Below are 26,501 nucleotides of genomic sequence, written 5' to 3'. Positions count from 1 at the left end.
TTTGGGTCGTTAGTTGAGGGCCACTTCGCGCCCCGCGATTGGGGCGCGCAGCGACGCCCTGGATATCGGACTCATGCTTCGCCCCAGGTGCTGATCAGCCCATGCAGCCCATGCAAAGGCACGGCCAGCCAGCCCGGACGGTTCTCGGCTTCGTAGGTGATTTCATAGGCGGCTTTTTCCAGGCAGAACAGCTCCAGCGCGGCGCGCTCGCCTTCGGCCTGCTCCCAGGCATGGGGCATGGCAGCGGTGGCCAGGCCATAGGCCTCGACGAAGGCATGCCGCGACTGGTGCAGGTACTGCCGGGCGACTCGCTGCCGGGCCTGGCGCGCCGCATCGGACAGGTCCACTGCCGAGGCGCTGCGCAGGATCATCGCTGCAGCATAGTCGAACGAACGCAGCACACCGCTGACATCCTTGTACGGGCTGTGCTTGGCGCGTCGCTCCTCCAGCGGCCGCGCCGGTTCGCCTTCGAAATCGATCAGGTAGGCATCGCCCTGCACCACCAGCACCTGGCCCAGGTGCAGGTCGCCGTGTACGCGCATCAACAGGCCGCCCTGGGCCTGACGGGCCAGGGTGTCGACGTGCTGGGCCAGGCCGTCGCGCTGTTGCAGCAGGTCGTCGACCAGGGCCTGGCTGTCGCTGTCGAGGCCATCGCGATGCTGGGCCAGCAGGTCCAATGCGTGAGCCAGCTCGGCGCTGATCTGCGTGCTCCAGCGGGCGCAGTCCTGTTCGCTGCTGGGACGTGGCTGGAACGCCGCATCGTCGCTGGGAGCGGCCAGCAACAGGTGCATTTCGCCCAGGCGCTGGCCAAGCAAGGCGGCAAAACCTGTGAGTTCGGCCAAGGCATCGGTGTGCGCCTCGGGCTCGACGGTGGAAGGCTCCATCTCGTCGCGCACGGCACGCTCGAGGGTATTCTGCGTCCACTCCCAGGCATCGCCCTGGTTGTTCAGGTAGCCCTGGGCAATCATCAGCAGGTGCGGCTGGCCCTGCTCGTCCACGCGGCTGACCCACGCCAGCAGCGGCGAGATATTGCCGAAGCCGGCAGCGGTCAGGTAGGCGCTCATTTCCAGCTCCGGGTGAACGCCCGGGTTGACCCGGCGGATCAGCTTGAGCACGAGGCTGCCGCCCACCACCACCGAGCTGTTGGACTGCTCGGCACTGAGGTAGCGCACTTCGCTGTCTTCGTTGAGCTCCAGAGTGGCCAGCTGGGCGGTGCAGTCGAAGCGCAGTTCGCCGGCGCCACAGGCCAGGCGGGTGCCGGCCTGGCAGTTGCTCAGCACGGCACGAATGAACGGCTCGAGCACGAAGGCGTCGGTGATCAGGCCTACCTGGCGGCCACGACGCACCCGCGACAATGCCAATTGCTGCGGCAAGGCACTGTTGATCTGCTCTTCGGGCAGCAGGCCGAACGGCAGCTGGTAATGCTGCACGGCACCGTCACTGTGCACTTCCAGCTCGCTGAGCAGCACCGGCGTGGTGGCCGTGGCCAGGCGAACCCCATAGCTCAGGCACACCTGGTCGATCGGCCCCTGCTTACCGGCGAACCAGCGGCGCTTGGGCAGGTACTGGGGCAGGATGGTGGTTTGCAAGGTTTCGTTGGAGGGCGCTTCGAGCAGCTCTTCCATGCGCTTGCGCAGTACCAGGGTGGTCAGCTCCGGCAGGCCTTCGGCGGGCTCCAGGTGCCAGCTGGGCATGCGGTCGCGCGAGGCCAGCAGGAACCAGTAGAAGCCGTAGGGCGGCAAGGTCAGCAGGAACGGCAGCTGGCCGATGGGCGGGAAGGCGCTGCCGCCGAGCATCTCCACCGGGACCTTGTCGGCATACGGGGCCAGGTCCAGCTCGGCGGCCTGGGCGGCGCGAGAGACGTTGGCCACGCACAGCACGATCTCGGTATTGCCCTCGGCATCGGTGTACTCGCGGATGTAGGCGAGGATGCGCCGGTTGCTGGGGGTAAGCATCTTCAGGGTGCCCCGACCGAAGGCCTTCTGCTGCTTGCGCACGGCCAGCAGGCGCCGGTTCCAGTTGAGCAGCGAGTGTGGGTCGTGGGACTGGGCCTCGACGTTGACGGTCTGGTAGCCGTAGAGCGGGTCCATGATCGGCGGCAGCACCAGGCGCTGGGGGTCGGCACGGGAGAAGCCGCCATTACGGTCCGGCGACCACTGCATCGGTGTGCGCACGCCGTCGCGGTCGCCCAGGTAGATGTTGTCGCCCATGCCCAGTTCGTCGCCGTAGTACAGGGTCGGGGTGCCCGGCATGGACAATAGCAGGCTGGTGAGCAGCTCGATACGCCTGCGGTCACGCTGCAGCAGCGGCGCCAGGCGCCGGCGGATGCCCAGGTTGATACGCGCGCGGCGGTCCTCGGCGTAGTAGTTCCACAGGTAGTCGCGCTCGCGGTCGGTGACCATTTCGAGGGTGAGCTCATCGTGGTTGCGCAGGAAGATCGCCCACTGGCAGTTGGCGGGGATCTCCGGGGTCTGGCGCAGGATGTCGGTGATGGGGAAGCGGTCTTCCATGGCCAGGGCCATGTACATGCGCGGCATCAATGGGAAATGGAAGGCCATGTGGCATTCGTCGCCGTCACCCTCGCCGAAATAGGGCCGAGTGTCCTCAGGCCACTGGTTGGCTTCGGCCAGGAGCATGCGGTCGGGGTAGTTGGCGTCGATCTCGGCGCGGATGGCCTTGAGCACCGCGTGGGTCTCGGGCAGGTTCTCGTTGTTGGTGCCGTCGCGCTCGATCAGGTAGGGAATGGCGTCCAGGCGCAGGCCATCGACGCCCAGGTCGAGCCAGAAGCGCATCACGCCGATCACCGCCTTCATCACCTGCGGGTTGTCGAAGTTCAGGTCCGGCTGGTGGGAGTAGAAGCGGTGCCAGAAGTATTGGCCAGCGACCGGGTCCCAGGTCCAGTTGGACTTCTCGGTGTCGAGGAAGATGATCCGCGTGCCGTCGTATTTCTGGTCGTCGTCCGACCACACATAGAAGTCCCGGGCCTTGCTGCCGCGCTTGGCGTGGCGGGCGCGCTGGAACCAGGGGTGCTGGTCGGAGGTGTGGTTGATGACCAACTCGGTGATCACCCGCAGGCCGCGCTTGTGGGCCTCGGCGATGAAGCGCCGGGCGTCGGCCATGCTGCCGTAGTCGGGGTGCACGGCTTTGTATTCGGCGATGTCGTAGCCGTCGTCGCGCCGTGGCGAGGGGTAGAACGGCAGCAGCCAAAGGGTGTTGACGCCCAGGTCGGCGATGTAGTCGAGCTTGCTCATCAACCCGGCGAAATCACCGATGCCGTCGTTGTTGGCGTCGAAGAACGATTTCACGTGCAACTGGTAGATCACCGCGTCCTTGTACCACAGCGGGTCGTCGATGAAGGCTTGTGGGCGGGAACGCTTGGCCATGGGCGACTCCTTCCGATTCCAGGTTCGGCGCGCCCCCGGTAGGAGCGGCCTTGTGCCGCGAAAGGGGCGCGAAGCGGCCCCAGGATCTCGGCGACATGACAAATGTCTGGGGCTGCCGCGCAGCCCTTTCGCGGCACGAGGCCGCTCCTACAACAGTTAGCGGGGCTTTTCGATTCGCCAGATCCCGAACGGCAGATGCCAGGGTTCGATGCGCATCCATTGGGTCTTGCCGTGCCAGGTCCAGCGGTGGCCATTCATCAGGTCCTCGCCGAGGGTATCGGCATTGTCGTCCAGCCCCAGCTCCCACAGCGGTAACTCGAAGTGCGCCTCCTGGGCGTTGTGCGGGTCCAGGCTCACGGCCACCAGGATATAGTTGTCGCGCTCCGGGGTGCGCTTGCCGAAGTACAGGATGTTGTCGTTCCAGCAGTTGAAGAACTCGATGCCCAAGTGGGTCTGCAGGGCGCGGTTCTGTCGCCGGATGCGGTTGAGCTGGGCGATCTCGGCGACGATGTTGCCCGGCTGGGTGAAGTCCCGCGGACGGATCTCGTACTTCTCCGAATCCAGGTACTCCTCCTTGCCCGGCAACGGCGTGCCCTCGCACAGCTCGAAGCCCGAATACATGCCCCACAGCCCAGAGCCCATGGTCGCCAGGGCAGCGCGAATGAGAAAACCGGCACGCCCGCTGGTCTGCAGGAAGTAGGGGTTGATGTCCGGCGTGTTGACGAAGAAGTTCGGCCGGTAGCAATGGCGCCATGGCAGCTGGTTGAGCTCTTGGAGGTACTCGCGCAGCTCCTGCTTGGTGTTGCGCCAGGTGAAGTAGGTGTAGCTCTGGGCGTAGCCGACCTTGCCCAGGCGCGCCATCATCGCCGGGCGGGTGAAAGCCTCGGCGAGGAAGATCACGTCCGGGTAGCGGCTGCGTACATTGGCGATCAGCCATTGCCAGAACGGCAGCGGCTTGGTGTGCGGATTGTCGACGCGGAAGGTGCGCACGCCCTCCTCCACCCAGCCGACCACCACGTCGCGCAGGGCCAGCCACAGCGATGGCACGGCCTCGGCGGCATAGAAATCGACGTTGACGATGTCCTGGTATTTCTTCGGCGGGTTCTCGGCGTAGCGGATGGTGCCGTCTGGGCGCCAACTGAACCAGCCGGGGTGCTCGGTGAGCCAGGGGTGGTCCTGGGAGCACTGAATGGCGAAGTCCAGGGCGATCTCCAGGCCATGCTCGGCGGCAGCGGCCACCAGGCGCCGGAAGTCCTCGCGGCTGCCCAGCTGCGGGTGGATGGCATCATGGCCACCGTCGCGGCTGCCAATGGCATAGGGGCTGCCCGGGTCGCCCGGCTCGGCCTGCAGGGCATTGTTGCGGCCCTTGCGGTGCTTGTTGCCGATGGGGTGGATCGGCGGGAAGTACAGCACGTCGAAGCCCATGTCGCGAATCATCGGCAGGCGGTGGTGCACGTCGTTGAACGTGCCGTGGCGCTCGGGGCTGTCGGTGATGGAGCGTGGGAACAGTTCGTACCAGCTGGCGAACAAGGCTTGTTCACGGTCCACGTCCACCGGGAATTCGGCGCTGCGGGTCAGGTAGCTGCGGTGCTCGGCCTCGCTCATCAGCAAGGCGGTATCGGCCCGCAGCAGCAAGGCCACCTGGTCATCCGAAGCCAAGGTCGGCAGGCGCTGCTGCACCTGCTCGAGCTGTTCGCGCAGCAGGCCATCGCTGCGCTCGATGCCCTTGCCCAGCAGCAGCCGGCCCTCCTCCAGCTCGAGCGTGACATCGACGCCGGCGTGGTACTTCTTCTCCAAGTCATGGCAGTAGGTGGCGAAGGGGTCGATCCAGGCTTCGATGCTGAACAGGTGCAGGCCCAGTTCCAGAGGCGTGAATTCGGCCAGCCACAGGTCGTTGCCCGGCGAGTGCATCGGCGTGCAGTGCCAGCGCCGGCTGTGGGCCTGGCGCCAGTGCAGGGTCACCGCCAGGCGGTCATGGCCATCGGTATAGACCTTGCTGCTCACCGCCACCGGCTGGCCGCGCACCGCCTTGGTGGCGAAGGTGCCGGCATCGAGTACGGGCTGGGTGTCCTCGATCACGATACGTGGCGCCAGCAACGCCTGGGACAGGCTGATGGCCTGGTCCGGGTGGTCGTTGGCCATGGGCACGCTTTCGAAGGGCTCATTACCTGACATCGAACCTTGCTCCCTTTTGCAGTGGCGGTAAGGGTTCAGAGCCGTGGGAGCTGCCGGGGGTTCAAAAAAATTGAGCGAACGGCGCGGGGCCGGGTCAAAGCCTGCAACGACGCTGTATTTCCCCTGGGAGGCCTGGCCATGAGTATTCCCATTCCACCGGAGACGCCGGACCCGAACATCGACGACCCGACCCTACCGCCGCCGGAGCCCGAGGAAGACCCCGAGGAGCCGACCAAGCCGGGCCCACCGCCGCCGGTGGGCGACCCGCCGAGCGAGGAGCCGCCGGTGAAAGGCAAAGGATAGACAAGTACAGGCGCGGTATACCTTGTGGGAGCGGGTTTACCCGCGAATGCGTCGGTAAACTCACTGGACCTTTCGCGGGTAAACCCGCCCCTCAGAACCGGTGATAACAGGATCAGGTTACAGCTTGATCTCGGCGATGCTGATCTCGCGCATGCGGAACTTCTGCACCTTGCCGGTCACCGTCATCGGGAACTCGTCGACGAAGCGGTAATGGCGCGGCACCTTGAAATGGGCGATGCGCGCCTTGCACCACTGCTGCAGCTGCTCGGCGGTCACGCTGTGCCCGGGGTGCAGCTTGATCCAGGCGACCACCTCTTCCCCATACCGGCTGCAGGGGATGCCGATCACCTGGGCGTCGGCCACCGCCGGGTGGGTGTAGAAGAACTCCTCGAGCTCGCGCGGGTAGATGTTCTCCCCACCCCGAATGATCATGTCCTTGTTGCGCCCGACGATGCGCACGTAGCCCTGCTCGTCCATCACCGCCAGGTCGCCGCTGTGCATCCAGCCGGCCGGGTCGATGGCGTCCTGGGTGGCCTGGGGGTTGCCCCAATAGCCGAGCATGACGCTGTAGCCGCGGGTGCACAGTTCGCCGATTTCGCCCCGCGGGACGATAGTGCCGTGCTCGTCCACCAGCTTGCTTTCCAGTTGCGGCTGGGTGCGGCCGACCGTGGTCACGCGCAGCTCCAGCTCATCGTCCGGGCCGGTCTGCAGCGACACCGGGCTGGTCTCGGTCATGCCGTAGGCGATCTGTACCTGGGCCATGTGCATTTGGTCGATCACCCGGCGCATGACCTCGATCGGGCAGGTGGCGCCGGCCATGATGCCGCTGCGCAGGCTGGACAGGTCCAACCCGGCGCGGCCGGGATGGTCGAGCATGGCGATGAACATGGTCGGCACCCCGTAAAGGATACTGGCACGCTCCTCGGCCACGGCCTGCAAGGTCAGGCCCGGGTCGAAGGCATCGTTGGGGTAGATCATGGTGCTGCCATGGGTGACGCAGCCCAGATTGGCCATGACCATGCCGAAGCAGTGATACAGCGGTACCGGGATCACCATGCGGTCGCGCTCGGTCAGGCCCAGGCTTTCACCGACCATGTAGCCGTTGTTGAGGATGTTGTAGTGGCTGAGCGTGGCCCCCTTGGGCGCACCGGTGGTGCCGGAGGTGTACTGGATGTTCACCGGCTGGTCGAACTGCAGGCTGCGCTGGCGGGCCTCGAAGGCTTCAGGGGCGCACTGCCCTGCCCGCTCGGCCAAGTGGCCCCAGGGCAGGAAGCCGGCCGGCGGGTTCGCTGCCAGGCTGATCACCCCACGCAACGCCGGGAGCCGCTCGCAGGCCAGCTGGCCGAGGGTGCAGGTAGCAAGCTCGGGGGCCAAGTCCAGGACCATGGCGTGGTAGTCGGAGGTTTTGAAGGCATCGGCACAGACCAGCCAGCTGCAACCGGACTGGCGCAGCACGTATTCCAGTTCACCGACCCGGTAGGCCGGGTTGATATTGACCAGGATCGCGCCGACCTTGGCGCTGGCCAGCTGCAGGATGCACCACTGGGCGCAGTTGGGCGCCCAGATCCCGACCCGGTCGCCGACCTGCACGCCCAGCGCCATGAGCGCGCGTGCATGGCAATCGACCTGCCCGGCCAGCGCACGCCAGCTGTAGCGTAGGCCCTGGTGCCGCACCACCAGGGCTTCGCCGTCGGGGTTGCGGGCCACGGTGGCGTCGAAGGCCTGGCCGATGGTCTGGGTCAACAACGGGCAGTCCTGGCGACCGCGGGTATAGCTTGGTTGACTCATGGGTGTCCCTTCTTGTGGTTGTTCTGGGCATGACTGAAGCAAGCGCGGCTACTCTGGCGCAGATTTACGTTAACGTAAAGGTCACGAGCCGATTGACAGCCTCCAAAGCCAGGTTTACGTTAACGTAAAGGTGAAAAACGAACGCCAGGTTTGCACCTACCCTGTAGGAGCGGGCTTGCCCCGCGATTGCGTCAGGCCAGGCCACGATGTCGCGCCGGCTGCCGCAATCGCGGGGCAAGCCCGCTCCTACAGGAGACGGTGCAACGTCCCCTTATTTCAAGAACAAGAAGGTGCCCCCGCATGCATTACCCCACCCTGAACTTCGCCCTCGGCGAAACCATCGACATGCTTCGTGACCAGGTGCGCACCTTCGTTGCCGCCGAGCTGGCCCCACGCGCCGCGCAGATCGACCAAGACAACCTGTTCCCCGCCGACATGTGGCGCAAGTTCGGCGACATGGGCCTGCTGGGCATCACCGTGCCGGAGGAATACGGCGGCGCGGGCCTGGGCTACCTGGCCCACGTGGTATCGATGGAAGAAATCAGCCGTGGCTCGGCCTCGGTGGCCCTGTCCTATGGCGCCCACTCCAACCTGTGCGTCAACCAGATCAACCGCAACGGCACCCATGAGCAGAAGCAGAAATACCTGCCCAAGCTGATCAGCGGCGAGCACATCGGCGCCCTGGCCATGAGCGAACCCAACGCCGGCTCCGACGTGGTATCGATGAAGCTGCGCGCCGAGAAGCGCGGCGACCGCTACGTGCTCAACGGCAGCAAGACCTGGATCACCAACGGCCCCGACGCCAACACCTACGTGATCTACGCCAAGACCGACCTGGACAAGGGCCCCCACGGCATCACCGCATTCATCGTCGAGCGTGACTGGAAGGGCTTCTCGCGCAGCAACAAGTTCGACAAGCTGGGCATGCGCGGCTCCAACACCTGCGAGCTGTTCTTCGATGGCGTGGAAGTGCCCGAAGAGAACATCCTCGGCCAGCTCAACGGTGGCGTACGGGTACTGATGAGTGGCCTGGACTACGAGCGTGTGGTGCTCTCCGGCGGCCCGACCGGGATCATGCAGGCCTGCATGGACCTGGTGGTGCCCTACATCCATGACCGCAAGCAGTTCGGCCAGAGCATCGGCGAGTTCCAACTGATCCAGGGCAAGATCGCCGACATGTACACCCAGCTCAACGCCAGCCGCGCCTACCTGTATGCGGTGGCCCAGGCCTGCGACCGCAGCGAGACCACCCGCAAGGACGCCGCCGGGGTGATCCTCTACACGGCCGAGCGCGCCACCCAGATGGCCCTGGAAGCGATCCAGATTCTGGGCGGCAACGGCTACATCAACGAATTCCCGGCCGGCCGCCTGTTGCGCGACGCCAAGCTGTACGAGATCGGCGCCGGCACCAGCGAGATCCGCCGGATGCTGATCGGTCGCGAACTGTTCAACGAAACCCGCTGAGCACGAGGAACCGGCGCCAATGGCTACCTTGCACACCCAGATCAACCCGCGCTCGGCGGAATTCGCCACCAACAGTGCGGCCATGCGCAAACAGGTCCAGGCCCTGCGCACCCTGCTCGCCCACGTCGCCCAGGGCGGCGGCCCGAAGGCCCAGGAGCGGCACACCTCGCGGGGCAAGCTACTGCCGCGTGAGCGCATCGACCGGCTGCTCGACCCGGGCTCGCCATTCCTCGAGATCGGCCAGTTGGCCGCCCATGAGGTCTACGGCGAAGACGTGCCCGCCGCCGGTGTGATCGCCGGCATCGGCCGCATCGAAGGGGTGGAGTGCATGGTCGTGGCCAACGATGCCACGGTCAAAGGCGGCTCCTACTACCCGCTGACGGTGAAGAAGCACCTGCGTGCCCAGGCCATCGCCTTGCAGAATCGCCTGCCATGCATCTACCTGGTGGATTCCGGCGGGGCCAACCTGCCCCGCCAGGACGAGGTCTTCCCCGACCGTGAGCACTTCGGGCGGATCTTCTTCAACCAGGCCAACATGAGCGCCCTGGGCATTCCACAGATCGCCGTGGTAATGGGCTCGTGCACCGCAGGCGGCGCCTATGTGCCGGCCATGGCCGACGAAGCGATCATGGTGCGCCAGCAGGCGACCATCTTCCTCGCCGGTCCCCCCTTGGTGAAGGCTGCCACCGGCGAGGTGGTGAGCGCCGAGGACCTGGGCGGCGCCGATGTGCACTGCCGCACCAGCGGTGTGGCCGACCACTATGCCGACAACGACGAGCACGCCCTGGCCCTGGCCCGGCGCTGCGTGGCCAACCTCAACTGGCACAAGCTCGGCAAACTGCAGCGCCAGGCGCCGGTCGCCCCGCTGTACGACGCCGAGGAACTGTATGGCGTGGTGCCCGCCGATGCCAAGCAGCCGTTCGATGTCCGCGAAGTGATCGCGCGCCTGGTCGACGGCTCGGTGTTCGATGAGTTCAAGGCACTGTTCGGCACCACCCTGGTATGCGGCTTCGCCCACCTGCACGGCTACCCGGTGGCGATCTTGGCCAACAATGGCATCCTCTTCGCGGAAGCTGCGCAAAAAGGCGCGCACTTCATCGAGCTGGCCTGCCAGCGCGGTATCCCGCTGCTGTTCCTGCAGAACATCACAGGCTTCATGGTCGGCAAGAAATACGAAGAAGGTGGCATCGCCAAGCATGGCGCCAAGCTGGTGACCGCGGTGGCCTGCGCCCAGGTGCCGAAGTTCACGGTGATCATCGGCGGCAGCTTCGGTGCCGGCAACTACGGCATGTGCGGCCGCGCCTACGACCCGCGCTTCCTGTGGATGTGGCCCAACGCACGCATCGGCGTGATGGGTGCCGAGCAGGCTGCTGGCGTGCTGGCCCAGGTCAAGCGCGAGCAGAGCGAGCGGGCCGGTACCGCCTTCAGCGCCGAGGAAGAGGCCAGGCTCAAGCAGCCGATCCTCGACCAGTACGAGCGCCAGGGCCACCCCTACTATTCCAGCGCAAGGCTGTGGGACGACGGCGTCATCGACCCCGCCCAGACCCGCGACGTGCTTGGCCTGGCGTTGTCCGCCGCGCTGAACGCCCCGATCGAACAGAGCCGCTTCGGCATTTTCCGGATGTGACCCATGAGCGATTTCAGCACCCTGGAAGTGATCAAGGACCCTCGCGGCTTCGCCACCCTGTGGCTGAGCCGCGAAGACAAGAACAACGCCTTCAACGCGCAGATGATCCGCGAGCTGATCGTCGCCCTCGACCGGCTCGCCGAGGATGCCAGCCTGCGTTTCGTGCTGCTGCGCGGCCGTGGCCGGCACTTCAGCGCCGGCGCCGACCTGGCCTGGATGCAGCAGTCGGCGCAGCTGGACTTCAACACCAACCTGGACGATGCCCATGAACTGGGCGAACTGATGTACGCCCTGCACCGCCTCAAGGCGCCGACCCTGGCCGTGGTGCAAGGCGCGGCCTTCGGCGGTGCCCTGGGCCTGATCAGCTGCTGCGACATGGCCATCGGTGCCGAGGATGCCCAGCTGTGCCTGTCGGAAGTGCGCATCGGCCTGGCCCCGGCGGTGATCAGCCCGTTCGTGGTCAAGGCCATCGGCGAGCGCGCCGCGCGGCGCTACGCGCTGACCGCCGAACGCTTCAGCGGCCTGCGTGCCCGCGAGCTGGGCCTGCTGGCCGAGGTCTACCCGGCCGCCGAACTCGATGCCCAAGTCGAGGCCTGGGTGGACAACCTGCTGCAGAACAGCCCCCAGGCCCTGCGCGCCACCAAGGACCTGCTGCGCGAGGTGGACGACGGCGAGCTGAGCCCGGCGCTGCGCCGCTACTGCGAGAACACCATCGCCCGCATCCGCGTCAGCCCCGAAGGCCAGGAGGGCCTGCGCGCCTTCCTGGAAAAACGCCGCCCCGCCTGGCAAGACAACAAGGAGCCGCGCCCATGAGCCGCCCTACCCTGACCACCCTGCTGGTCGCCAACCGCGGCGAGATCGCCTGCCGGGTCATGCGCACCGCCAAGGCCATGGGCCTGACCACCGTGGCCGTGCACAGCGCCACCGACCGTGACGCCCGCCACAGCCGCGAAGCCGACATCCGCATCGACCTGGGCGGCACCAAGGCTGCCGAGAGCTACCTGGTGATCGACAAGCTGCTGGCGGCAGTCAAGGCCAGCGGCGCCCAGGCCATCCACCCAGGCTATGGCTTCCTCTCCGAGAACGCAGGCTTCGCCCGTGCCATCGAACAGGCCGGGCTGATCTTCCTCGGCCCGCCTGCCAGCGCCATCGATGCCATGGGCAGCAAGTCGGCAGCCAAGGCGCTGATGGAAGCTGCAGGCGTGCCGCTGGTACCGGGCTACCACGGTGAAGCCCAGGACCTGGACACCTTCCGCGCCGCCGCCGAGCGCATCGGCTACCCGGTGCTGCTCAAGGCCAGCGCCGGCGGTGGCGGCAAGGGCATGAAGGTGGTCGAGGACGAAAGCCAGTTGGCCGACGCCCTGGCCTCGGCGCAGCGTGAGGCGCAGTCGTCGTTCGGCGATGCGCGCATGCTGGTGGAAAAGTACGTGCTCAAACCGCGCCATGTGGAGATCCAGGTGTTCGCCGACCAACACGGCAACTGCCTGTACCTCAACGAGCGCGACTGCTCGATCCAGCGCCGCCACCAGAAGGTGGTCGAGGAAGCCCCGGCCCCAGGGTTGTCCCCTGAGCTACGCAAGGCCATGGGCGAGGCTGCCGTGCGCGCCGCCCAGGCCATCGGCTACGTCGGGGCAGGCACCGTCGAGTTCCTGCTCGATGCCCGCGGCGAGTTCTTCTTCATGGAAATGAACACGCGCCTGCAGGTGGAGCACCCGGTCACCGAGGCCATCACCGGCCTGGACCTGGTGGCCTGGCAGATCCGCGTGGCCTGCGGCGAGCCGCTGCCGATCACCCAGGACCAAGTGCCGCTGATCGGCCATGCCATCGAGGTGCGCCTGTACGCGGAAGACCCGGCCAACGAGTTCCTGCCTGCCACCGGCACCCTGGCGCTGTACCGCGAGTCGGCACCCGGCGAGGGCCGCCGGGTGGACAGCGGCGTCAGCGAGGGCGATGTGGTCTCGCCCTTCTACGACCCGATGCTGGGCAAGCTGATCGCCTGGGGCCAGGACCGCGAGCAAGCCCGCCTGCGCCTGCTGGCCATGCTCGACGAATTCGCCATCGGCGGATTGAAGACCAACATCGCCTTCCTGCGCCGTATCCTGGCCCACCCAGCCTTTGCCGCCGCGGAACTGGATACTGGTTTCATCCCGCGCCACCAGGCCGAATTGCTGCCTGCACCGAACGCACTACCGGCGACGTTCTGGCAAGCGGCCGCGGAAGCCTGGCTGCAAGGGAACCCAGCGCACCAGCGTCACGACGACCCCGCCTCGCCCTGGGCCCGACGCGACGGCCTGCGCCTGGGCGTGGCAGCACGCAGCAGCCTGCATCTGGTCAGCAGCGGGCAGGACCAGGCGGTCGCGTTGGAACACAATGCGCCGTCGACCTGGCACCTGGACGGCGAACAGCTGTGCCACGATGTGGATGGCGTGCGCCGTCGTTACCTGGCCATCCGCCGTGATGGCACCCTGTACCTGCAATGGGACGGGGAAATGCATGCAGTGAGCGCCTTCGACCCCATCGCCGAAGCCGAAGCGAGCCACAGCCACCAGGGCGGCCTGGGCGCACCCATGAACGGCAGCATCGTACGGGTGTTGGTCGAGCCAGGTCAGGTGGTCGAGACCGGTACCGCGCTGGTGGTGCTGGAGGCGATGAAAATGGAGCACAGCATCCGCGCGCCTCACGGCGGCACGGTCAAGGCCCTGTTCTGCCAGGAGGGGGATATGGTCAGCGAGGGCACGGTGCTGGTGGAACTGGCCGACTGATGCAAAGGGCCGCCGCGCGGCCCAATCGCCGGCAAGCCGGCGATTGGGCTGCAAAGCAGCCCCAGCGATCTAGAACTTACCGTGCACCCGCACGACCACCCCAAGAAACTCGCACCCGTCCTCACACAGAACGGTCGGATACCGCGTATTCAGGGGCCTGAGCATGCGCTCTCCGCCCTCCTCGATTAGTTGCCTGAGTACCGCCGCCTTGCCCGGCTGCCGGGCAATCACCAGCTTGCCGGGCACCGGCTCGAGGCCCGTATCCACCAGAATGAGCATGCCCTGGGGCACACTCATTCCGCTTGCCGCGTTCATCGAATCGTTTTCAACAGGCAGCCAGAATGCATTGCCGGCCGGCATGTAGTCGGTCTGTTCGGTCGCTTCGACAGCGTCAGGCAAAGCCCCTTGCAGGTCCGCCCAGGCCAGGACCGGAAAGCGGAAACTGGCATAACGCAGCGCCTCGGATGAAAGGGAGCGCTCTGGCGCATAGACGCCCGGGGGCTCACGCAACAGGCCACGCTCTACCACCATGACCTGGGCTTTGAGATAGACCAGCCCGAGCTTTTCCAATTTTTCATTGATGGTCGCCAAGGTAGGCCTGCGGGTGCCACGTAACCAGTGGCCCACGCCGCCTTGGGTCATCCCGAGGCGTTCGGCGAGTTCCAGTTGGTTAAGGCCATGTTCACGCTTGTAGCGCGCGAGAAATTCATTCCAGTTTTCCATGGCCGAGAACAATACGGGCTGGATCCAGCGCATCAATACACATTCTGAATTATCTTGCTTTAGATAAATAATACAGATTGACCTATGCTCCGTATTCACCACTCCGTAGTGACAGTGAGCAGGTATCAGGATGAAACCATCGAAAAACGAAGAAACAGATCTCGACAGCGAAGCCGCCCGCCGTGCGCTCGATTACTACCTCAACCCAGCTCCGCCGCGCCCCAGTCTGGACAACAAGATCTGGACCCTGCACAACGGGGTGACGGCCAGGCAGGCCCACAATCATGCACTGGCGCTGTTGCGCTGCGCCTCGGCCACCGCGCACGAAACCGCCACCCACCAACCCGAGGGCATGACCCGCGAGGTGATGTTTGCCTTGATGCATATGGTGAACATGGCCCGGGCACTGCTGGAACACGAGCAGGCGGCACTGAAGGAAGAGAAATAAGGAGAGTCGTGATCGCCGCCCGGCAGCGATACCCCCGGTTGCCGGGAAAAGGAAGCGCACCGGCAAAATTTTTTACCGGATAGGTGAAAATTCATTTGACTGGCAAATGATAACGATTATTATTGCACTCAGCAGGTCGCGAGACCCGCTGGATAACCTGGAAGCCCTTAGGTCGGACTCTCAGATTATCTCCTCATCAGGCTAATCACGGTTTTTGACCCGGCTTTTTGCCGGGTCTTTTTTTTGGCTCTTCAGGCTAATGAAGATCGATTACCGCATGATGGCCGCGATGATAGCAAAGGTGTGTCAATTCGTGAACGGCTGTAACAACGTTTTGCGCAATCAGCACTTGAGAATCACTATCGTTAAGATTAAGCTGCTTGCGCATCATGGATGATGCCCCCTCCCCCATCGAGCAAGGAGCTGTCCATGCCCCGTCTGCTATTGCCCGTTGAACAGGGCACTTCCGTCCTCCACTCTGCCGCCGAAGGCGCCCTGCTCCATCGGCTCAAGCGCCTGCCGCGTCGCGTGCAGCAAGTCTTCCTGCTCAGCCGCCTCGACCGGCTCGGCTTCGCCGATATCGCCGAACACCTTGATTTGTCCCTGCTGGCGATAGAACGTCACATGAACCAGGCGCTGCAGGTTACGTGCGCTTCAGGCGATGCCCTGGCCTGCATCGCTGGCCAATGGTACGTACGCTTGCAAAGCCCGCAAGCCACCGCCAGCGAACGCATCGACTTCCGCCGCTGGCTGGATGCCGCCCCCGAGCACCTGCGCGCTTTCCACGACACCGAACTGCGCTGGCGCAGCCTGCTCGCCCCGGCTCGCCAGCTGGGCCATGACGGCTGGTACCGGCATGGCCGGGCGGCGCTGTCGCTGGGTGGGTGTTCGATTGCCGTCGGCCTCGGTGCCGCTGCGCTCCTCGTACTGGGCCTCTATCCCTTGTAGCGGCGCAAGGCTGCTCCTACAGGTGTTTCGGTAAATTCACTGCCCAGGCATTACACCGGCAGGTGTACAGTAGCGACACAACAAAGCCACAGGAGCCTGGCAATGACCGTGACGCTGTCCCCGCTGCACATCGACTGCGATTTCGATTCCGGCAACATTCAGGTACTGGACACCAGCGACCCGACCCGGGTGCACCTGGCCATCCGTCCCGACACCCATAGCGGCCACTTCCAGTGGTTCCACTTCAAGGCCAGCGGCCTGACACCAGGCCAGACCCACCGCTTCAGCCTGGACAACGCCCATCAGTCCTCCTACAAGAATGCCTGGGCCGGCTACCACGCCGTGGCCTCCTACGACCAGCAGACCTGGTTCCGCGTACCCAGCCAGTTCGACGGCAAGGCGCTGAGCTTCGAATTCGCAGCACAGCAGGAACAGGCCTGGTTCGCCTATTTCGAACCCTACCCGCGCGCACGCCACAATCAATTGATCGAACGCGCCAGGCAATTGCCCGGCGTCGAATTGCTGGCCTGCGGGCGCAGTGTGCAAGGTCGCGATATCCCACTGCTGCGTGCAGGCGATGGCGCAGCCGGCAAGCGCAAGATCTGGCTGATCGCCCAGCAGCACCCAGGCGAGCACATGGCCGAGTGGTTCATGGAGGGCGTGATCGACCGCCTGCACGCCAATGATGGTACCGTCCAGGCGCTGCTGGCCGAGGCCGACCTGTACCTGATCCCCAACATGAACCCCGACGGCGCCTTCCTGGGCCACCTGCGCACCAACTTCAAGGGCAAGGACCTCAACCGCGCCTGGCAAGACGCCAGTGTCGAGTTCAGCCCCGAGGTGTTCTTCGCCCAATCGCAGATGAAGCAGTACGGGGTGGATGCCTTCATCGACGTCCATGGCGACGAGGAAATCCCCCATGTGTTCACCGCCGCCTGCGAGGGTAACCCCGGCTACACCCCGCGCCTGGCGAAGCTCGAGGAGCAGTTCCGCAGCACGCTGTGCAGCGTGACGCCAGACTTCCAGACCGTGCACGGCTATACCCGCGACGAACCGGGCCAGGCCAACATGACCTTGGCGTGCAACGCCGTGGGCCAGGCTTATGACTGCCTGTCACTGACCTTGGAAATGCCGTTCAAGGACCATGACGATGCGCCCAACCCCGTCACCGGGTGGTCGGGTGAACGCTCCAAGGCGCTGGCAGGTGCTGTACTGGAGACCTTGGGGAAGATGGTCAAGGATCTGCGCTGAATGACCTGACGCAATCGCGGGACAAGCCCGCTCCTACAGGGTCAGCGTTGCCCTTTGTAGGAGCGGGCTTGTCCCGCGATGCGGACGGATTGACGCCACAAGGCAGACTGGAAGACGAGAAAGGAAAGTAACGTCTGAACGCAAAGGAATGACGAGAACAAGGAAGAGAAAAATGGCAGGGGCGGCTGGATTCGAACCAACGCATGGCAGGATCAAAACCTGCTGCCTTACCGCTTGGCGACGCCCCTGTATCGGATACGACGAATGCCTGCGCACTGTCGCTCTGAAGACTCACTGACAACAACGCTGGGTCGCTGTGCTGGAATGGCCGGCACTATACCAACAGTCTTCTCACCTGGGAACCCCCAAGGTGAAAAAAAATGCCTTAAAACAGCAAGTTAGTCCTTTCCCCTTGGTTTCGATCAGCCGTGGCATTGCCATCCGTCGCATTTTCCCGGCCTCGCTTCAACAACCGCGACTTCCTTCATTCCAATCAGGTAAGCAAAGCCTGCGCATCACAAGGAGGGCGCCATGCCAGTTTCCCATGACCTCTACCAGGACCTTCACTACCCCCGCGAAATCGTCCAGCAGCGGCGCCAACAGGACAAGGAGCTGGACCGGTTGCTGGATGAATACATGGACATCGACAACCAGGTGCTGGCCGCCGAAGCGATCTCGGCTGGCAATGTCAGTGACGATGACCTGCATCGGCTCAAGGAGCGCCGCCTGGCGGTGAAGTACATGATCGAGCGGCAGTTGGAGCGCCACAACAAATAGTGGGGGCCGCTGCGCGGCCCATCGCGGCACAAGGCCGTTCCTACAGGGAACGTGCTGCCACCTGTAGGAACGGGCTGGCCCCGCGATGCCCGTTTAGAAGAAGCCCAACGGATTGATGTCGTAGCTCACCAGCAGGTTCTTGGTCTGCTGGTAGTGGTCGAGCATCATCTTGTGCGTCTCACGGCCCACGCCGGATTTCTTGTAGCCCCCGAACGCGGCATGGGCCGGGTACAGGTGGTAGCAGTTGGTCCATACGCGGCCGGCCTTGATGCCGCGGCCCATGCGGTAGGCGCGGTTGATGTCACGGGTCCAGACGCCTGCGCCGAGGCCGAACTCGGTGTCGTTGGCGATGGCCAGGGCCTCGGCCTCGTCCTTGAAGGTGGTGACGCTGACCACCGGGCCGAAGATCTCCTCCTGGAACACGCGCATGCGGTTGTTGCCCTTGAGCAGGGTCGGCTGGATGTAATAGCCGGTGGCCAAGCTGCCTTCGAGTTTCTCCACCTTGCCCCCGGTCAGCAGCTCGGCGCCTTCCTTCTGGGCGATCTCCAGGTAGGAGAGGATTTTCTCGAACTGTTGCTGCGAGGCCTGGGCGCCAACCATGGTGTCGGTGTCCAGCGGGTCGCCGCGCTTGATCTGCAGGACCTTCTTCATCACCACCTGCATGAATTCGTCGTAGATCGACTCCTGGACCAGCGCACGCGATGGGCAGGTGCACACCTCGCCCTGGTTGAAGAACGCCAGCACCATGCCTTCGGCGGCCTTGTCGATGAAGGCCGGCTCGGCCTGCATGATGTCCTCGAAGTACACGTTCGGCGACTTGCCGCCCAGCTCCACGGTGGACGGGATGATGTTCTCGGCGGCGCATTTCATGATGTGCGAGCCCACTGGCGTGGAGCCGGTGAAGGCGATCTTGGCGATGCGCTTGCTGGTGGCCAGGGCCTCGCCGGCCTCGCGGCCGAAGCCTTGCACCACGTTGAGCACGCCCTTGGGCAGCAGGTCGCCGATCAGCTCGAGCAGCACGGTGATGCCCAGCGGGGTCTGCTCGGCAGGCTTGAGCACCACGCAGTTGCCGGCGGCCAGGGCCGGGGCCAGCTTCCAGGCGGCCATCAACAGCGGGAAGTTCCACGGGATGATCTGCCCGACCACGCCCAGCGGCTCGTGGATGTGGTAGGCCACGGTGTTTTCGTTGATCTCGGCGGCGCCGCCTTCCTGGGCGCGGATGCAGCCGGCGAAGTAGCGGAAGTGGTCCACGGCCAGAGGGATGTCGGCGTTGAGGGTTTCACGGATCGGCTTGCCGTTGTCCCAGGTCTCGGTGATGGCCAGGATTTCCAGGTTCTGTTCGATGCGGTCGGCGATGCGCAGCAGCACATTCGAGCGGTCTTGCACCGAGGTGCGGCCCCAGGCATCGGCGGCGGCGTGGGCGGCGTCGAGGGCCTTGTCGATGTCCTCGGCGGTGGAACGGGGGAATTCGGCGATCGGCTGGCCGTTCACCGGCGAGGTGTTGGTGAAGTATTCACCCTTGACCGGAGGAACGAACTCACCGCCGATGTAGTTGCCGTAGCGGCTCTTGAAGGTGATTTTCGCGCCTTCGGTACCCGGATGTGCGTAACGCATGATGTGGCTCCTGGTTTTTGTCCGTTGTTTTTAGGAGTGATCCTTGGCATGCATGGAAGCAAGTTGGAAAAAATAAGGAAAATCGATTTATCGTATTTCAAAAACAAGTTCAGCTTATAAAAGCAATCGCGGAGCAAGCCCCGCTCTACAGAAGTGGTATGCCCTTCATCATCCTGCCCGGGGCAAGTCCGCCAGCACGCCTTCGATTTCTCCCAGCACTGCCGGGTCGTCCAGGGTCGACGGCGGCACGTAGTCCTGCCCGTCGGCAATCTTGCGCAATACGGCCCGCAGGATCTTGCCCGAGCGAGTCTTGGGCAGGCGTTTAACGAGGCGCACCTGGTTGAAGCAAGCCAGCGCGCCGATCTGCTCACGCACGTTGGCCACCAGCTCGGCCTGCAATTGCTGCTCGGTGACACCCTCGCCATCCTTGAGCACCACCAGCGCCAAGGGCACCTGGCCCTTGATCTGGTCATGCACGCCGATCACCGCGCACTCGGCCACCGCCGGGTGGCGCGCCACCAGGTCCTCCATCTCACCGGTGGACAGGCGATGGCCGGAGACGTTGATCACATCGTCGGTGCGCCCCATGATGTAGACGAAGCCATCCTCGTCCAGGTAGCCACCGTCGCCGGTGTGGTAGTAGCCCGGATAGCTCTGTAGATAGGCCTGCAGATAGCGCGCATGGTCACCCCACAAGGTCTGGCTGCAACCTGGCGGCAAGGGCAGCGCAATGACGATGGCGCCCTGCTGGTTCGGCCCCAGTGGTCGGCCTTCGTCGTCGAGCACCTGCACGTGGTAACCCGGCACCGCGCGGTTGCTCGACCCCGGGCGCGCTGCGCTGCCTTCCAGACCTGCGCAAGGTGCGGTGACCGGCCAGCCGGTTTCGGTTTGCCACCAATGGTCGTGTACCGCCTTGCCGCTGACACGCTCCAGCCATTGATGGGTACTGGAGTCGAGCTTCTCCCCAGCCAGGAACAGCTGGCGCAGCGAGCTCAGGTCGTGGCGGCGGATGAGCTCACCTTCTGGGTCTTCCTTGCGGATCGCGCGCATGGCGGTGGGCGCACAGAACAGGCCGTTGACCTTGTACTGCTCCACCACGCGCCAGTAGGCCGATGCGTCCGGCGTGCGGATCGGCTTGCCTTCGTAGAAGACCGTGGTGCAGCCGCTCATCAGCGGCCCGTAGACGATCAGCGAATGGCCGACCACCCAGCCCACGTCGGAAATCCCCCACCACACGTCACCGGCCTGCATTCCGTAGACATGGCGCATGGCATAGCACAGCGCGACGGCATTGCCGCCGTTCTCGCGCACGATGCCCTTGGGTTTGCCGGTGGTGCCGGAGGTGTACATGATGTACAGCGGGTCACCAGCCTCCAGTTCCACCGGCGGCACCGGCTCGACACCGGCCAACGCCGCGTGCCAGTCCAGGTCGCGCCCTGGCTGCAAGCTGGCACGCGCCTGGGGGCGCTGCAGCACCAGCACGTGGCGCGGCTGGTGCCTGGCCAGTTGCAGCGCGCGGTCGACCAGCGGCTTGTATTCGATCACCCGGTCGAACTCCAGCCCGCAGGACGCGGTGAGCAGCAGCGCGGGCCGGGCATCGTCGATACGCAAGGCCAGCTCGTTGGCAGCAAAGCCGCCGAACACCACCGAATGCACCGCACCGATCCGTGCACAGGCCAGCATGGCCATGGCCGCCTGGGGCACCATGGGCATGTAGATGATCACGCCATCCCCCTTGCTCACACCCAGCTGTCGCAGCAGACCTGCCAGGCGTGCCACTTCGTCGCGCAACTGGTTGTAGGTGAACGTCTGTTGCACGCCGGTCACGGGCGAGTCGTAGATCAGCGCCACCTGCTCGCCCCGACCTTGCTCGATCTGGTGATCCAGGGCCAGGTAGCAGCTGTTCAGGCGGCCATCGGCGAACCAGCGGTGGGTACCGTCGGGGTTGTCCTGCAGGGTCAGCGAGGGCTTGCGGTACCAGGCCAGGTGGTCGGCCTGTTCGGCCCAGAAGGCGGCGGGGTCGGCGATGGAATGGGCGTAGCTGTGCTGGTAGGTCATGGTGGTCTGCAACCCGATACTTGTTGTTATTGAAGGGCGAACCTGGAGTATGGACCGCTACCCCACCCTCGCCATCGGACTTAAGTCGCAACCGATATGCAAGATTGCACGGGGCAGTCGCCCCATTGCGGTGCAAACGCCTAGAATAGGCCTCCCGTCAGCCACAGAGCCGTTTCAATGGATATCGATCAGGCCCGTACCTTCCTGGAAATCGTGCGCTGCGGCAGCCTGGTCGCCGCCGCCGAACGCCTGTTCGTGTCGCAGACGGCAATCACCGCAAGGGTGCAGCGCCTGGAGCAGCAACTGGGCTGCCAGTTGTTCGTGCGCAGCCGCAACGGCGCCAGCTTGACCAGCGATGGCGAGGCCTTCGTGATCTACGCCAACCAGATGGTGCAGACCTGGGAAGCAGCGCGCCGCGACCTGCCGCTGCCCCAGGGCTGCCGGCAAGTGCTGCACGTAGGCGGCGAAGTGAGCCTGGCCAACCCGATGATGCTCGACTGGGTCAGCGCGCTGCACCATGAACTGCCCAGCCATGCCATTCGCAGCGAAGTGAGCGACGGCGAGTCATTGCTGCGCAAGGTGGAGATGGGCCTGCTCGACGCTGCGCTGGTGTACCAGCCGACCTACGGCCCTGGGTTGCAGGTGGAGCAGTTGATGGAGGAAAAGCTGATCCGCGTGCGCCGGGTCGGCCACCCCGACCCTTACATCTACATCGACTGGGGCGAGGCCTTCCGCCGCCAGCACGACGCGGCCCTGCCCGACTGCGCGCGCCCGGCACTGAGCTTCAACCTCGGCCCGCTGGCGCTGCAGTTCATCCTCGACCAGGGCGGCAGCGGCTACTTCCGCACCCGGGTGGTGCAGGCCTACCTGGAGCGCGGGGTGGTCGAGCGGGTGCCGCAGGCGCCGGAGTTCACCTACCCGACCTTCCTGGTCTATGCCCGCAAGCGTGACAGCGAAGCCCTGCAACAGGCCTTCAGCGTGCTGCGCCGGCTGGTGGCAGCCGGCGACAGCGATTGGTCACAGCGCTGGGACCCGGTTATCTGAACGTTGCGCGGCGGCATTGAGCAGATGCCGCTTGAGGCCGGCGATCAGGTCGGTCTGGGTGATCACCCCCACCAGATGATCGTCATCCAGCACCGGCAGGCAATGCAGGCCGTGGTCGCTGAGCAGCGGCAACAAGCGATCCAGCGGGTGCTGGCTGCTGACGCTGATCACCCGCCGGCTCATCACCTGTTCCATTCGTACCGCTTGGCGGCGGAACATCCCTCGCCAGCTGAAGCGCGCACGGGCCATGGCCGGGCCCACCAGGTCGCTCAAGCTGACGATGCCCACCAGGCGGCCGCTGTCGAGCACCGGCAGGGTCTTGAGGTGATGGCTCGAAAGCATCTTCCAGGCCTGCTCCAGGGTGGTGGCCGGCGAAGCGAACTGCACGTCGCGGGACATCACCGAGGCCGCGGTGATGCCGCCCAAGCTGCGTTGCAAGGCATGCTGCTCGGTGGCCAGGATGATACGTTCGAGTTCATCGCGGGTGACGTCGACGAACTCGCCCAGTTCTTCCAGAGCCACATCCAGGTCTTCGCTGTTCACCCCTACCCGCTCGCTGGGCAGCGGGTCGTGGGTGTGGTGCAGGTCCTTGCGTGGCAACGGCCCCTTGGGGTAGCGCACGCCGGTTAGGCGGTTGTAGCACACCCCCACCGTGACCAGGATCAGCGCGTGCAACAGGATCGGCTCGAGCAGATGGTTGCCCAGCGCCACCAGGCCTGGGTCGGCCAGCACCGCGCCAGCCGCCACCGCGCCACCGGGCGGGTGCAGGCAGCGCAGCAGGCACATCAGCAGGATCGACACGCCCAGGGCGGCTGCGGCCACCCACAGCTCGGCGCCGAAGCCATGACGCATGGCCAGGCCCACCGCACCGGCCACGGCATAGCTGCCCAGTACCGGCCAGGGCTGGGCCAGCGGGCCGGAATGCACGGCGAACACCAGCACCGCCGAGGCGGCCAGCGGGCCGAGCAGATGCAAGGCGACCGAGGGGCCAAAGACCATGCTACACAGGGTGCCGGCCAGGAACAGGCCGAGTAGCGCACCGAGACCGGCACGCAGCCATTCTTTGGGGGGGATGTTCAAGGGAGCAGGCAGCAGGCGCTGCAAACGGCTTTCAGGACGCGAGGCAGACATCAAGGCGATCGATCGTGTTCTTCTGGTTAAAAAGAAAGCCCGGCCAAATCGGCCTGGGCCCGGTATTGCGGATGGCAATAGCTTAATGATTCCGTCCGTGGAGATGGAAACCGGGAGGTTTCATGGCGGCGATTGTGCCGGGTGGGCTGGCAAGGGGCCAATTCAAAAAAATGCGGCTGGACTGCAATTTTTTTGTAGTGCCGCACCGATTTGGGCGGCAACGCCGCACCTTGCAGGAGCGGACTTGCCCTGCGATTGGCCACTGGGCGATGCCGAGCGTCAACGCCCCTTGCGCGGCAGGTCGATGCTGACCCGCAGGCCGCCCATGGGGCTTTCCAGCAGCGCCAGGGTGCCGCCCCAGGCCTCGACGATATCGCGCACGATGCCAAGCCCCAGGCCATGCCCGTCGACCTGCTCGTCCAGCCGAGAGCCGCGCTCGAGCACCTGCAGGCGTGCCTGCTCGGGAATGCCGGGGCCATCGTCGTCCACCCACAGCTGGTAGCCATCGGCGCTCGGCGCGATGCCCAGGCGCACCTCGCTGTCGGCCCACTTGCAGGCGTTGTCCAGCAGGTTGCCGAGCAGCTCCAGCAGGTCTTCGCGATCCCACGGCAGCAACAGCCCGGGCGGCACGTCGCGCGCAAGCTGCAGGCCTTCGCCGTGGATCATCCCGAGCGTGGCCAGCAGCCCGGGCAATTCGGCGTCGCAGTCGAACTGGGCGCCTGGCAGCGCATCGCCGGCCAGGCGTGCGCGGTTGAGTTCACGGGACAAGCGCTGCTGGATCTGCTCCAGTTGTTCACGCAATGGCTCGCGAACATCCGGCAGGTCTTTCAACCGTTCGCTGGCGGCCAGGCTGAGCAGCACCGCCAGAGGGGTCTTCAGGGCATGGCCGAGATTGCCCAGGGCATTGCGCGAACGGCGCAGGCTGTCCTCGGTATGGGCCAGCAAGTGGTTGATCTGGTCCACCAAGGGTTGCAGCTCGCTGGGCACCTGGGCGTCGAGCTGCGAGCGCTGGCCTTGCTGCAACTGGGCGATCTGCTGGCGGGCGCGCTCCAGCGGGCGCAACGACCGGGTCACGGTGATGCGCTGCAATACCAGCACCAGCAGCAGGGCTACCAAGCCCATGCCCAGGCCGATCTGCTGCATGCGCCGAAAGCCGTCGCGTATCGGCGAATAGTCCTGGGCCACACTGATCGAAATATCCTGGCCCAGCCGCCGGTAGTCGGCGCGCAGGGCCAGCAGCTGCTGACCTTCCGGCCCCAGCTCATGGCTGTCCTCCAGGCCCGGCGCCGCCGGCTTGGGCATGTCCAGGTCCCACAGCGAACGGGAACGCCAGGTACCCTGGTCGAAGTCGATGCGAAAGTAGTAACCGGAAAACGGGCGCTGGTAGGCGGCGGAAATCCTCCGCTCGTCCAGTTGCAACCCCGCGGGCCCGCGTACCAGCGCCACCAGCAGGTTCTCGCTTTCCTTGCGCAGGCCAGCCTCCAGGTAGCGCTGCAGGCCGACCTCGAACAGCCACAGGGTCAGCTGGGCCAGGACCAGCCCGACCACCACCAGCACCGCCACCAGGCCAAGGCTCAGGCGCGCCTGGATCGACTTCACGCGGCGCTCCCGGCATATACGTAGCCCTGGCCGCGTCGCGTTTCGATCACGCTGCGGCCCAGCTTGCGTCGCAGGTGGTTGACATGCACCTCCAAGACGTTGGAATCGCGCTCGGTCTCGCCGTCATAGAGATGCTCGGCGAGGTGGCTCTTGGACAGCACCTGTTGCGGATGCAGCATGAAATAGCGCAGCAGGCGGAACTCGGCGGCGGTCAGCTGGATATCGACGCCATCGCGGCTGACACACTGGCGGCCTTCGTCCAGCTGCAGGCCGGCCGCTTCGAGGGTGGGCTGGTTGGCCAGCCCACGGGCGCGGCGCAACAACGCCTGGATGCGCAGCTGCAGCTCCTCGGGGTGGAAGGGTTTGGTCAGGTAGTCGTCGGCCCCGGCTTTGAGCCCTTCGATCCGCTCGGCCCAGGAGCCGCGCGCGGTGAGGATCAGCACCGGCGTGGCCAGGTTGGCGGCACGCCATCGGGCCAGCACGTCGAGCCCGGGCAACCCCGGCAGGCCGAGGTCAAGGATGATCAGGTCGTAGGGTTCGCTCTGGCCCTGGTACACCGCATCGCGGCCATCCGCCAGCCAGTCCACGGCATAGCCCTGGCGCTGCAGGCTGACGGTCAGTTCGTCGGCCAAGGGGACATTGTCCTCGACAAGCAGCAGGCGCATTCAGTCGTCTTCCTCGTCTTTGAGCAGCATTCCGTTGCGGGCGTCCAGCTTGATCTCGCGGACCACGCCATCGGGTGTCAGCAGTTCCACCTCGTACTCGTAGCGCTCGTGCTTTTCTTCGAGCTCCGCTTCCAGAAGGCGCGCCCCGGGGTAGCGCCCCAAGGCGGATTCGAGCAGTTGTTCCAGCGGCAGGATGATGCCCTTTTGCCGCAGCTCCAGGGCTTCATCCTGATCGAGGTCACGTGCAGCGGCCAGCGAACAGGCGGCCAACAGCGCAAACGCCAGGTAGCGCACCGTTCGCGGTAGATCGGTCATCAGCTGTCTCGTTCGTCCTTGAGGACTTCACCAGTCTTGGCGTCCAGGTCCACGTCCCATTCGACGTTCTGGCTGTCACGCAGCTCGACCTTGTAGATGTAGCGGCCGTACTCGTCCTCGAGCTCCGAATCGGTCACGGTGGCGCCTGGGTGCTTGGCCACGGCGGCGGCCTTGAGTTCGTCCAAGGACTTGATGGTCTTGGCATTCACCAGCTTGATCACTTCGTCAGGCTGGACATCCTTGGCCAGGGCAACGTTGGCACCCAGGGCAAGCACGGCGGCAGTGAACAGGGCAGTCAAGGTTTTCATTGGGCTCTCTCCATCGAGATGTACAAGTTGTCTACGGGCAAAGACTAACCAGTTGTCCTTAATTGAACCTGAAAACAGGCCGGGGGGATGATAGCGCAGTCTGCAGTTACTTCGCCTT

At 65.1% G+C, this 26,501-nt stretch carries 21 protein-coding genes and 1 tRNA gene; 10 read left to right on the top strand and 12 right to left on the bottom strand.

Features of this window, described 5'->3' with window-relative positions; all coding sequences use genetic code 11:
• Nucleotides 1-71: 71 nt before the first annotated feature.
• Together treS and K8374_RS08320 are read right to left on the bottom strand one after the other, a co-directional pair.
• On the bottom strand, nt 72-3,383 hold the full coding sequence (treS, locus tag K8374_RS08325) for a maltose alpha-D-glucosyltransferase (RefSeq protein ID WP_224458625.1): 3,312 nt from the start codon (nt 3,381-3,383) through the stop codon (nt 72-74).
• Nucleotides 3,384-3,539: 156 nt separating this feature from the next.
• The gene (locus tag K8374_RS08320; RefSeq protein WP_224458624.1) at nt 3,540-5,558 is read right to left on the bottom strand and encodes an alpha-1,4-glucan--maltose-1-phosphate maltosyltransferase; all 2,019 of its coding nucleotides are present in this window, start codon (nt 5,556-5,558) and stop codon (nt 3,540-3,542) included.
• Nucleotides 5,559-5,696: 138 nt separating this feature from the next.
• Between K8374_RS08320 and K8374_RS08315 the strand changes: the two genes are divergently transcribed.
• A complete protein-coding gene (locus K8374_RS08315) occupies nt 5,697-5,861 on the top strand; it encodes a hypothetical protein (protein WP_172403077.1) in 165 nt (54 codons plus the stop codon).
• Nucleotides 5,862-5,978: 117 nt separating this feature from the next.
• Here K8374_RS08315 and K8374_RS08310 read toward each other — a convergent pair whose 3' ends face one another.
• On the bottom strand, nt 5,979-7,649 hold the full coding sequence (locus tag K8374_RS08310; RefSeq protein ID WP_224458623.1) for an AMP-binding protein: 1,671 nt from the start codon (nt 7,647-7,649) through the stop codon (nt 5,979-5,981).
• A gap of 300 nt (nt 7,650-7,949) precedes the next feature.
• On the opposite strand from K8374_RS08310, the gene K8374_RS08305 reads away from it, so the two are divergent.
• Genes K8374_RS08305 through K8374_RS08290 form a run of 4 tightly spaced genes read left to right on the top strand, consistent with a single transcriptional unit; the run spans nt 7,950 to nt 13,502 of the window.
• On the top strand, nt 7,950-9,113 hold the full coding sequence (locus K8374_RS08305; RefSeq protein WP_224458622.1) for an isovaleryl-CoA dehydrogenase: 1,164 nt from the start codon (nt 7,950-7,952) through the stop codon (nt 9,111-9,113).
• Between the two features lie 19 nt (nt 9,114-9,132).
• The gene (locus K8374_RS08300; protein ID WP_224458621.1) at nt 9,133-10,740 is read left to right on the top strand and encodes a carboxyl transferase domain-containing protein; all 1,608 of its coding nucleotides are present in this window, start codon (nt 9,133-9,135) and stop codon (nt 10,738-10,740) included.
• A gap of 3 nt (nt 10,741-10,743) precedes the next feature.
• On the top strand, nt 10,744-11,553 hold the full coding sequence (locus tag K8374_RS08295) for a gamma-carboxygeranoyl-CoA hydratase (RefSeq protein WP_224458620.1): 810 nt from the start codon (nt 10,744-10,746) through the stop codon (nt 11,551-11,553).
• Nucleotides 11,550-13,502, top strand: a complete 1,953-nt coding sequence (locus tag K8374_RS08290; RefSeq protein ID WP_224458619.1) for an acetyl/propionyl/methylcrotonyl-CoA carboxylase subunit alpha — start codon at nt 11,550-11,552, stop codon at nt 13,500-13,502. The genes K8374_RS08295 and K8374_RS08290 overlap by 4 nt, the downstream gene beginning before the upstream one ends.
• A gap of 69 nt (nt 13,503-13,571) precedes the next feature.
• Here the strand turns inward: K8374_RS08290 and K8374_RS08285 are convergent, their stop codons facing one another.
• Nucleotides 13,572-14,225 carry a LexA family protein gene (locus K8374_RS08285; protein WP_224459292.1) on the bottom strand — a complete coding sequence of 218 codons (654 nt, stop codon included), beginning with the start codon at nt 14,223-14,225 and terminating at the stop codon, nt 13,572-13,574.
• Nucleotides 14,226-14,355: 130 nt separating this feature from the next.
• Between K8374_RS08285 and K8374_RS08280 the strand changes: the two genes are divergently transcribed.
• From K8374_RS08280 to K8374_RS08270, 3 genes are all read left to right on the top strand, one after another.
• Nucleotides 14,356-14,673, top strand: a complete 318-nt coding sequence (locus tag K8374_RS08280; protein ID WP_224458618.1) for a hypothetical protein — start codon at nt 14,356-14,358, stop codon at nt 14,671-14,673.
• A gap of 429 nt (nt 14,674-15,102) precedes the next feature.
• Nucleotides 15,103-15,621 carry a DUF4880 domain-containing protein gene (locus tag K8374_RS08275; protein WP_224458617.1) on the top strand — a complete coding sequence of 173 codons (519 nt, stop codon included), beginning with the start codon at nt 15,103-15,105 and terminating at the stop codon, nt 15,619-15,621.
• Nucleotides 15,622-15,723: 102 nt separating this feature from the next.
• Nucleotides 15,724-16,872, top strand: a complete 1,149-nt coding sequence (locus K8374_RS08270) for a M14-type cytosolic carboxypeptidase (protein ID WP_224458616.1) — start codon at nt 15,724-15,726, stop codon at nt 16,870-16,872.
• Between the two features lie 173 nt (nt 16,873-17,045).
• On the opposite strand, the gene K8374_RS08265 is transcribed toward K8374_RS08270, so the two are convergent.
• Nucleotides 17,046-17,120 (bottom strand) — tRNA-Gln (locus K8374_RS08265).
• Nucleotides 17,121-17,403: 283 nt separating this feature from the next.
• Between K8374_RS08265 and K8374_RS08260 the strand changes: the two genes are divergently transcribed.
• Nucleotides 17,404-17,649 (top strand): DUF465 domain-containing protein, encoded by a 246-nt coding sequence (locus tag K8374_RS08260; RefSeq protein ID WP_224458615.1) that lies wholly within the window; start codon nt 17,404-17,406, stop codon nt 17,647-17,649.
• A 93-nt stretch (nt 17,650-17,742) separates the two neighbouring features.
• Here K8374_RS08260 and K8374_RS08255 read toward each other — a convergent pair whose 3' ends face one another.
• Nucleotides 17,743-19,263 (bottom strand): aldehyde dehydrogenase family protein, encoded by a 1,521-nt coding sequence (locus K8374_RS08255; RefSeq protein ID WP_224458614.1) that lies wholly within the window; start codon nt 19,261-19,263, stop codon nt 17,743-17,745.
• 168 nt (nt 19,264-19,431) lie between these two features.
• A complete protein-coding gene (locus tag K8374_RS08250; protein WP_224458613.1) occupies nt 19,432-21,321 on the bottom strand; it encodes a propionyl-CoA synthetase in 1,890 nt (629 codons plus the stop codon).
• Between the two features lie 177 nt (nt 21,322-21,498).
• On the opposite strand from K8374_RS08250, the gene K8374_RS08245 reads away from it, so the two are divergent.
• The gene (locus K8374_RS08245; protein ID WP_224458612.1) at nt 21,499-22,365 is read left to right on the top strand and encodes a LysR family transcriptional regulator; all 867 of its coding nucleotides are present in this window, start codon (nt 21,499-21,501) and stop codon (nt 22,363-22,365) included.
• Here K8374_RS08245 and K8374_RS08240 read toward each other — a convergent pair.
• From K8374_RS08240 to K8374_RS08220, 5 genes are all read right to left on the bottom strand, one after another.
• On the bottom strand, nt 22,339-23,496 hold the full coding sequence (locus K8374_RS08240; protein ID WP_224458611.1) for an HPP family protein: 1,158 nt from the start codon (nt 23,494-23,496) through the stop codon (nt 22,339-22,341). The two genes, K8374_RS08245 and K8374_RS08240, sit on opposite strands and share 27 nt — an antisense overlap.
• A 279-nt stretch (nt 23,497-23,775) precedes the next feature.
• Nucleotides 23,776-25,095, bottom strand: a complete 1,320-nt coding sequence (locus K8374_RS08235) for a sensor histidine kinase (protein WP_224458610.1) — start codon at nt 25,093-25,095, stop codon at nt 23,776-23,778.
• Nucleotides 25,092-25,760: a response regulator transcription factor gene (locus tag K8374_RS08230; protein WP_224458609.1), complete on the bottom strand. Its 669-nt coding sequence runs from the start codon at nt 25,758-25,760 to the stop codon at nt 25,092-25,094. Before K8374_RS08230 ends, K8374_RS08235 begins: the two co-directional genes overlap by 4 nt.
• The gene (locus tag K8374_RS08225; RefSeq protein ID WP_224458608.1) at nt 25,761-26,075 is read right to left on the bottom strand and encodes a PepSY domain-containing protein; all 315 of its coding nucleotides are present in this window, start codon (nt 26,073-26,075) and stop codon (nt 25,761-25,763) included.
• Entirely contained in the window at nt 26,075-26,383 is a 309-nt protein-coding gene (locus K8374_RS08220; RefSeq protein ID WP_224458607.1) for a PepSY domain-containing protein, read from the bottom strand. The genes K8374_RS08225 and K8374_RS08220 overlap by 1 nt, the downstream gene beginning before the upstream one ends.
• Nucleotides 26,384-26,501: the final 118 nt, after the last annotated feature.

This window comes from Pseudomonas sp. p1(2021b) (genome assembly GCF_020151015.1).
Taxonomy (GTDB): Bacteria; Pseudomonadota; Gammaproteobacteria; order Pseudomonadales; family Pseudomonadaceae; genus Aquipseudomonas; species Aquipseudomonas putida_K.
This window is presented reverse-complemented; position numbering and strand designations above follow the sequence as displayed.

Coding starts and splice junctions, on each gene's coding strand:
- treS (WP_224458625.1), bottom strand. CDS start 3,383: ATGGCCAAGCGTTCCCGCCCACAAGCCTTCATCGACGACCCGCTGTGG.
- K8374_RS08320 (WP_224458624.1), bottom strand. CDS start 5,558: ATGTCAGGTAATGAGCCCTTCGAAAGCGTGCCCATGGCCAACGACCAC.
- K8374_RS08315 (WP_172403077.1), top strand. CDS start 5,697: ATGAGTATTCCCATTCCACCGGAGACGCCGGACCCGAACATCGACGAC.
- K8374_RS08310 (WP_224458623.1), bottom strand. CDS start 7,649: ATGAGTCAACCAAGCTATACCCGCGGTCGCCAGGACTGCCCGTTGTTG.
- K8374_RS08305 (WP_224458622.1), top strand. CDS start 7,950: ATGCATTACCCCACCCTGAACTTCGCCCTCGGCGAAACCATCGACATG.
- K8374_RS08300 (WP_224458621.1), top strand. CDS start 9,133: ATGGCTACCTTGCACACCCAGATCAACCCGCGCTCGGCGGAATTCGCC.
- K8374_RS08295 (WP_224458620.1), top strand. CDS start 10,744: ATGAGCGATTTCAGCACCCTGGAAGTGATCAAGGACCCTCGCGGCTTC.
- K8374_RS08290 (WP_224458619.1), top strand. CDS start 11,550: ATGAGCCGCCCTACCCTGACCACCCTGCTGGTCGCCAACCGCGGCGAG.
- K8374_RS08285 (WP_224459292.1), bottom strand. CDS start 14,225: ATGGAAAACTGGAATGAATTTCTCGCGCGCTACAAGCGTGAACATGGC.
- K8374_RS08280 (WP_224458618.1), top strand. CDS start 14,356: ATGAAACCATCGAAAAACGAAGAAACAGATCTCGACAGCGAAGCCGCC.
- K8374_RS08275 (WP_224458617.1), top strand. CDS start 15,103: ATGCCCCGTCTGCTATTGCCCGTTGAACAGGGCACTTCCGTCCTCCAC.
- K8374_RS08270 (WP_224458616.1), top strand. CDS start 15,724: ATGACCGTGACGCTGTCCCCGCTGCACATCGACTGCGATTTCGATTCC.
- K8374_RS08260 (WP_224458615.1), top strand. CDS start 17,404: ATGCCAGTTTCCCATGACCTCTACCAGGACCTTCACTACCCCCGCGAA.
- K8374_RS08255 (WP_224458614.1), bottom strand. CDS start 19,263: ATGCGTTACGCACATCCGGGTACCGAAGGCGCGAAAATCACCTTCAAG.
- K8374_RS08250 (WP_224458613.1), bottom strand. CDS start 21,321: ATGACCTACCAGCACAGCTACGCCCATTCCATCGCCGACCCCGCCGCC.
- K8374_RS08245 (WP_224458612.1), top strand. CDS start 21,499: ATGGATATCGATCAGGCCCGTACCTTCCTGGAAATCGTGCGCTGCGGC.
- K8374_RS08240 (WP_224458611.1), bottom strand. CDS start 23,496: ATGTCTGCCTCGCGTCCTGAAAGCCGTTTGCAGCGCCTGCTGCCTGCT.
- K8374_RS08230 (WP_224458609.1), bottom strand. CDS start 25,760: ATGCGCCTGCTGCTTGTCGAGGACAATGTCCCCTTGGCCGACGAACTG.
- K8374_RS08225 (WP_224458608.1), bottom strand. CDS start 26,075: ATGACCGATCTACCGCGAACGGTGCGCTACCTGGCGTTTGCGCTGTTG.
- K8374_RS08220 (WP_224458607.1), bottom strand. CDS start 26,383: ATGAAAACCTTGACTGCCCTGTTCACTGCCGCCGTGCTTGCCCTGGGT.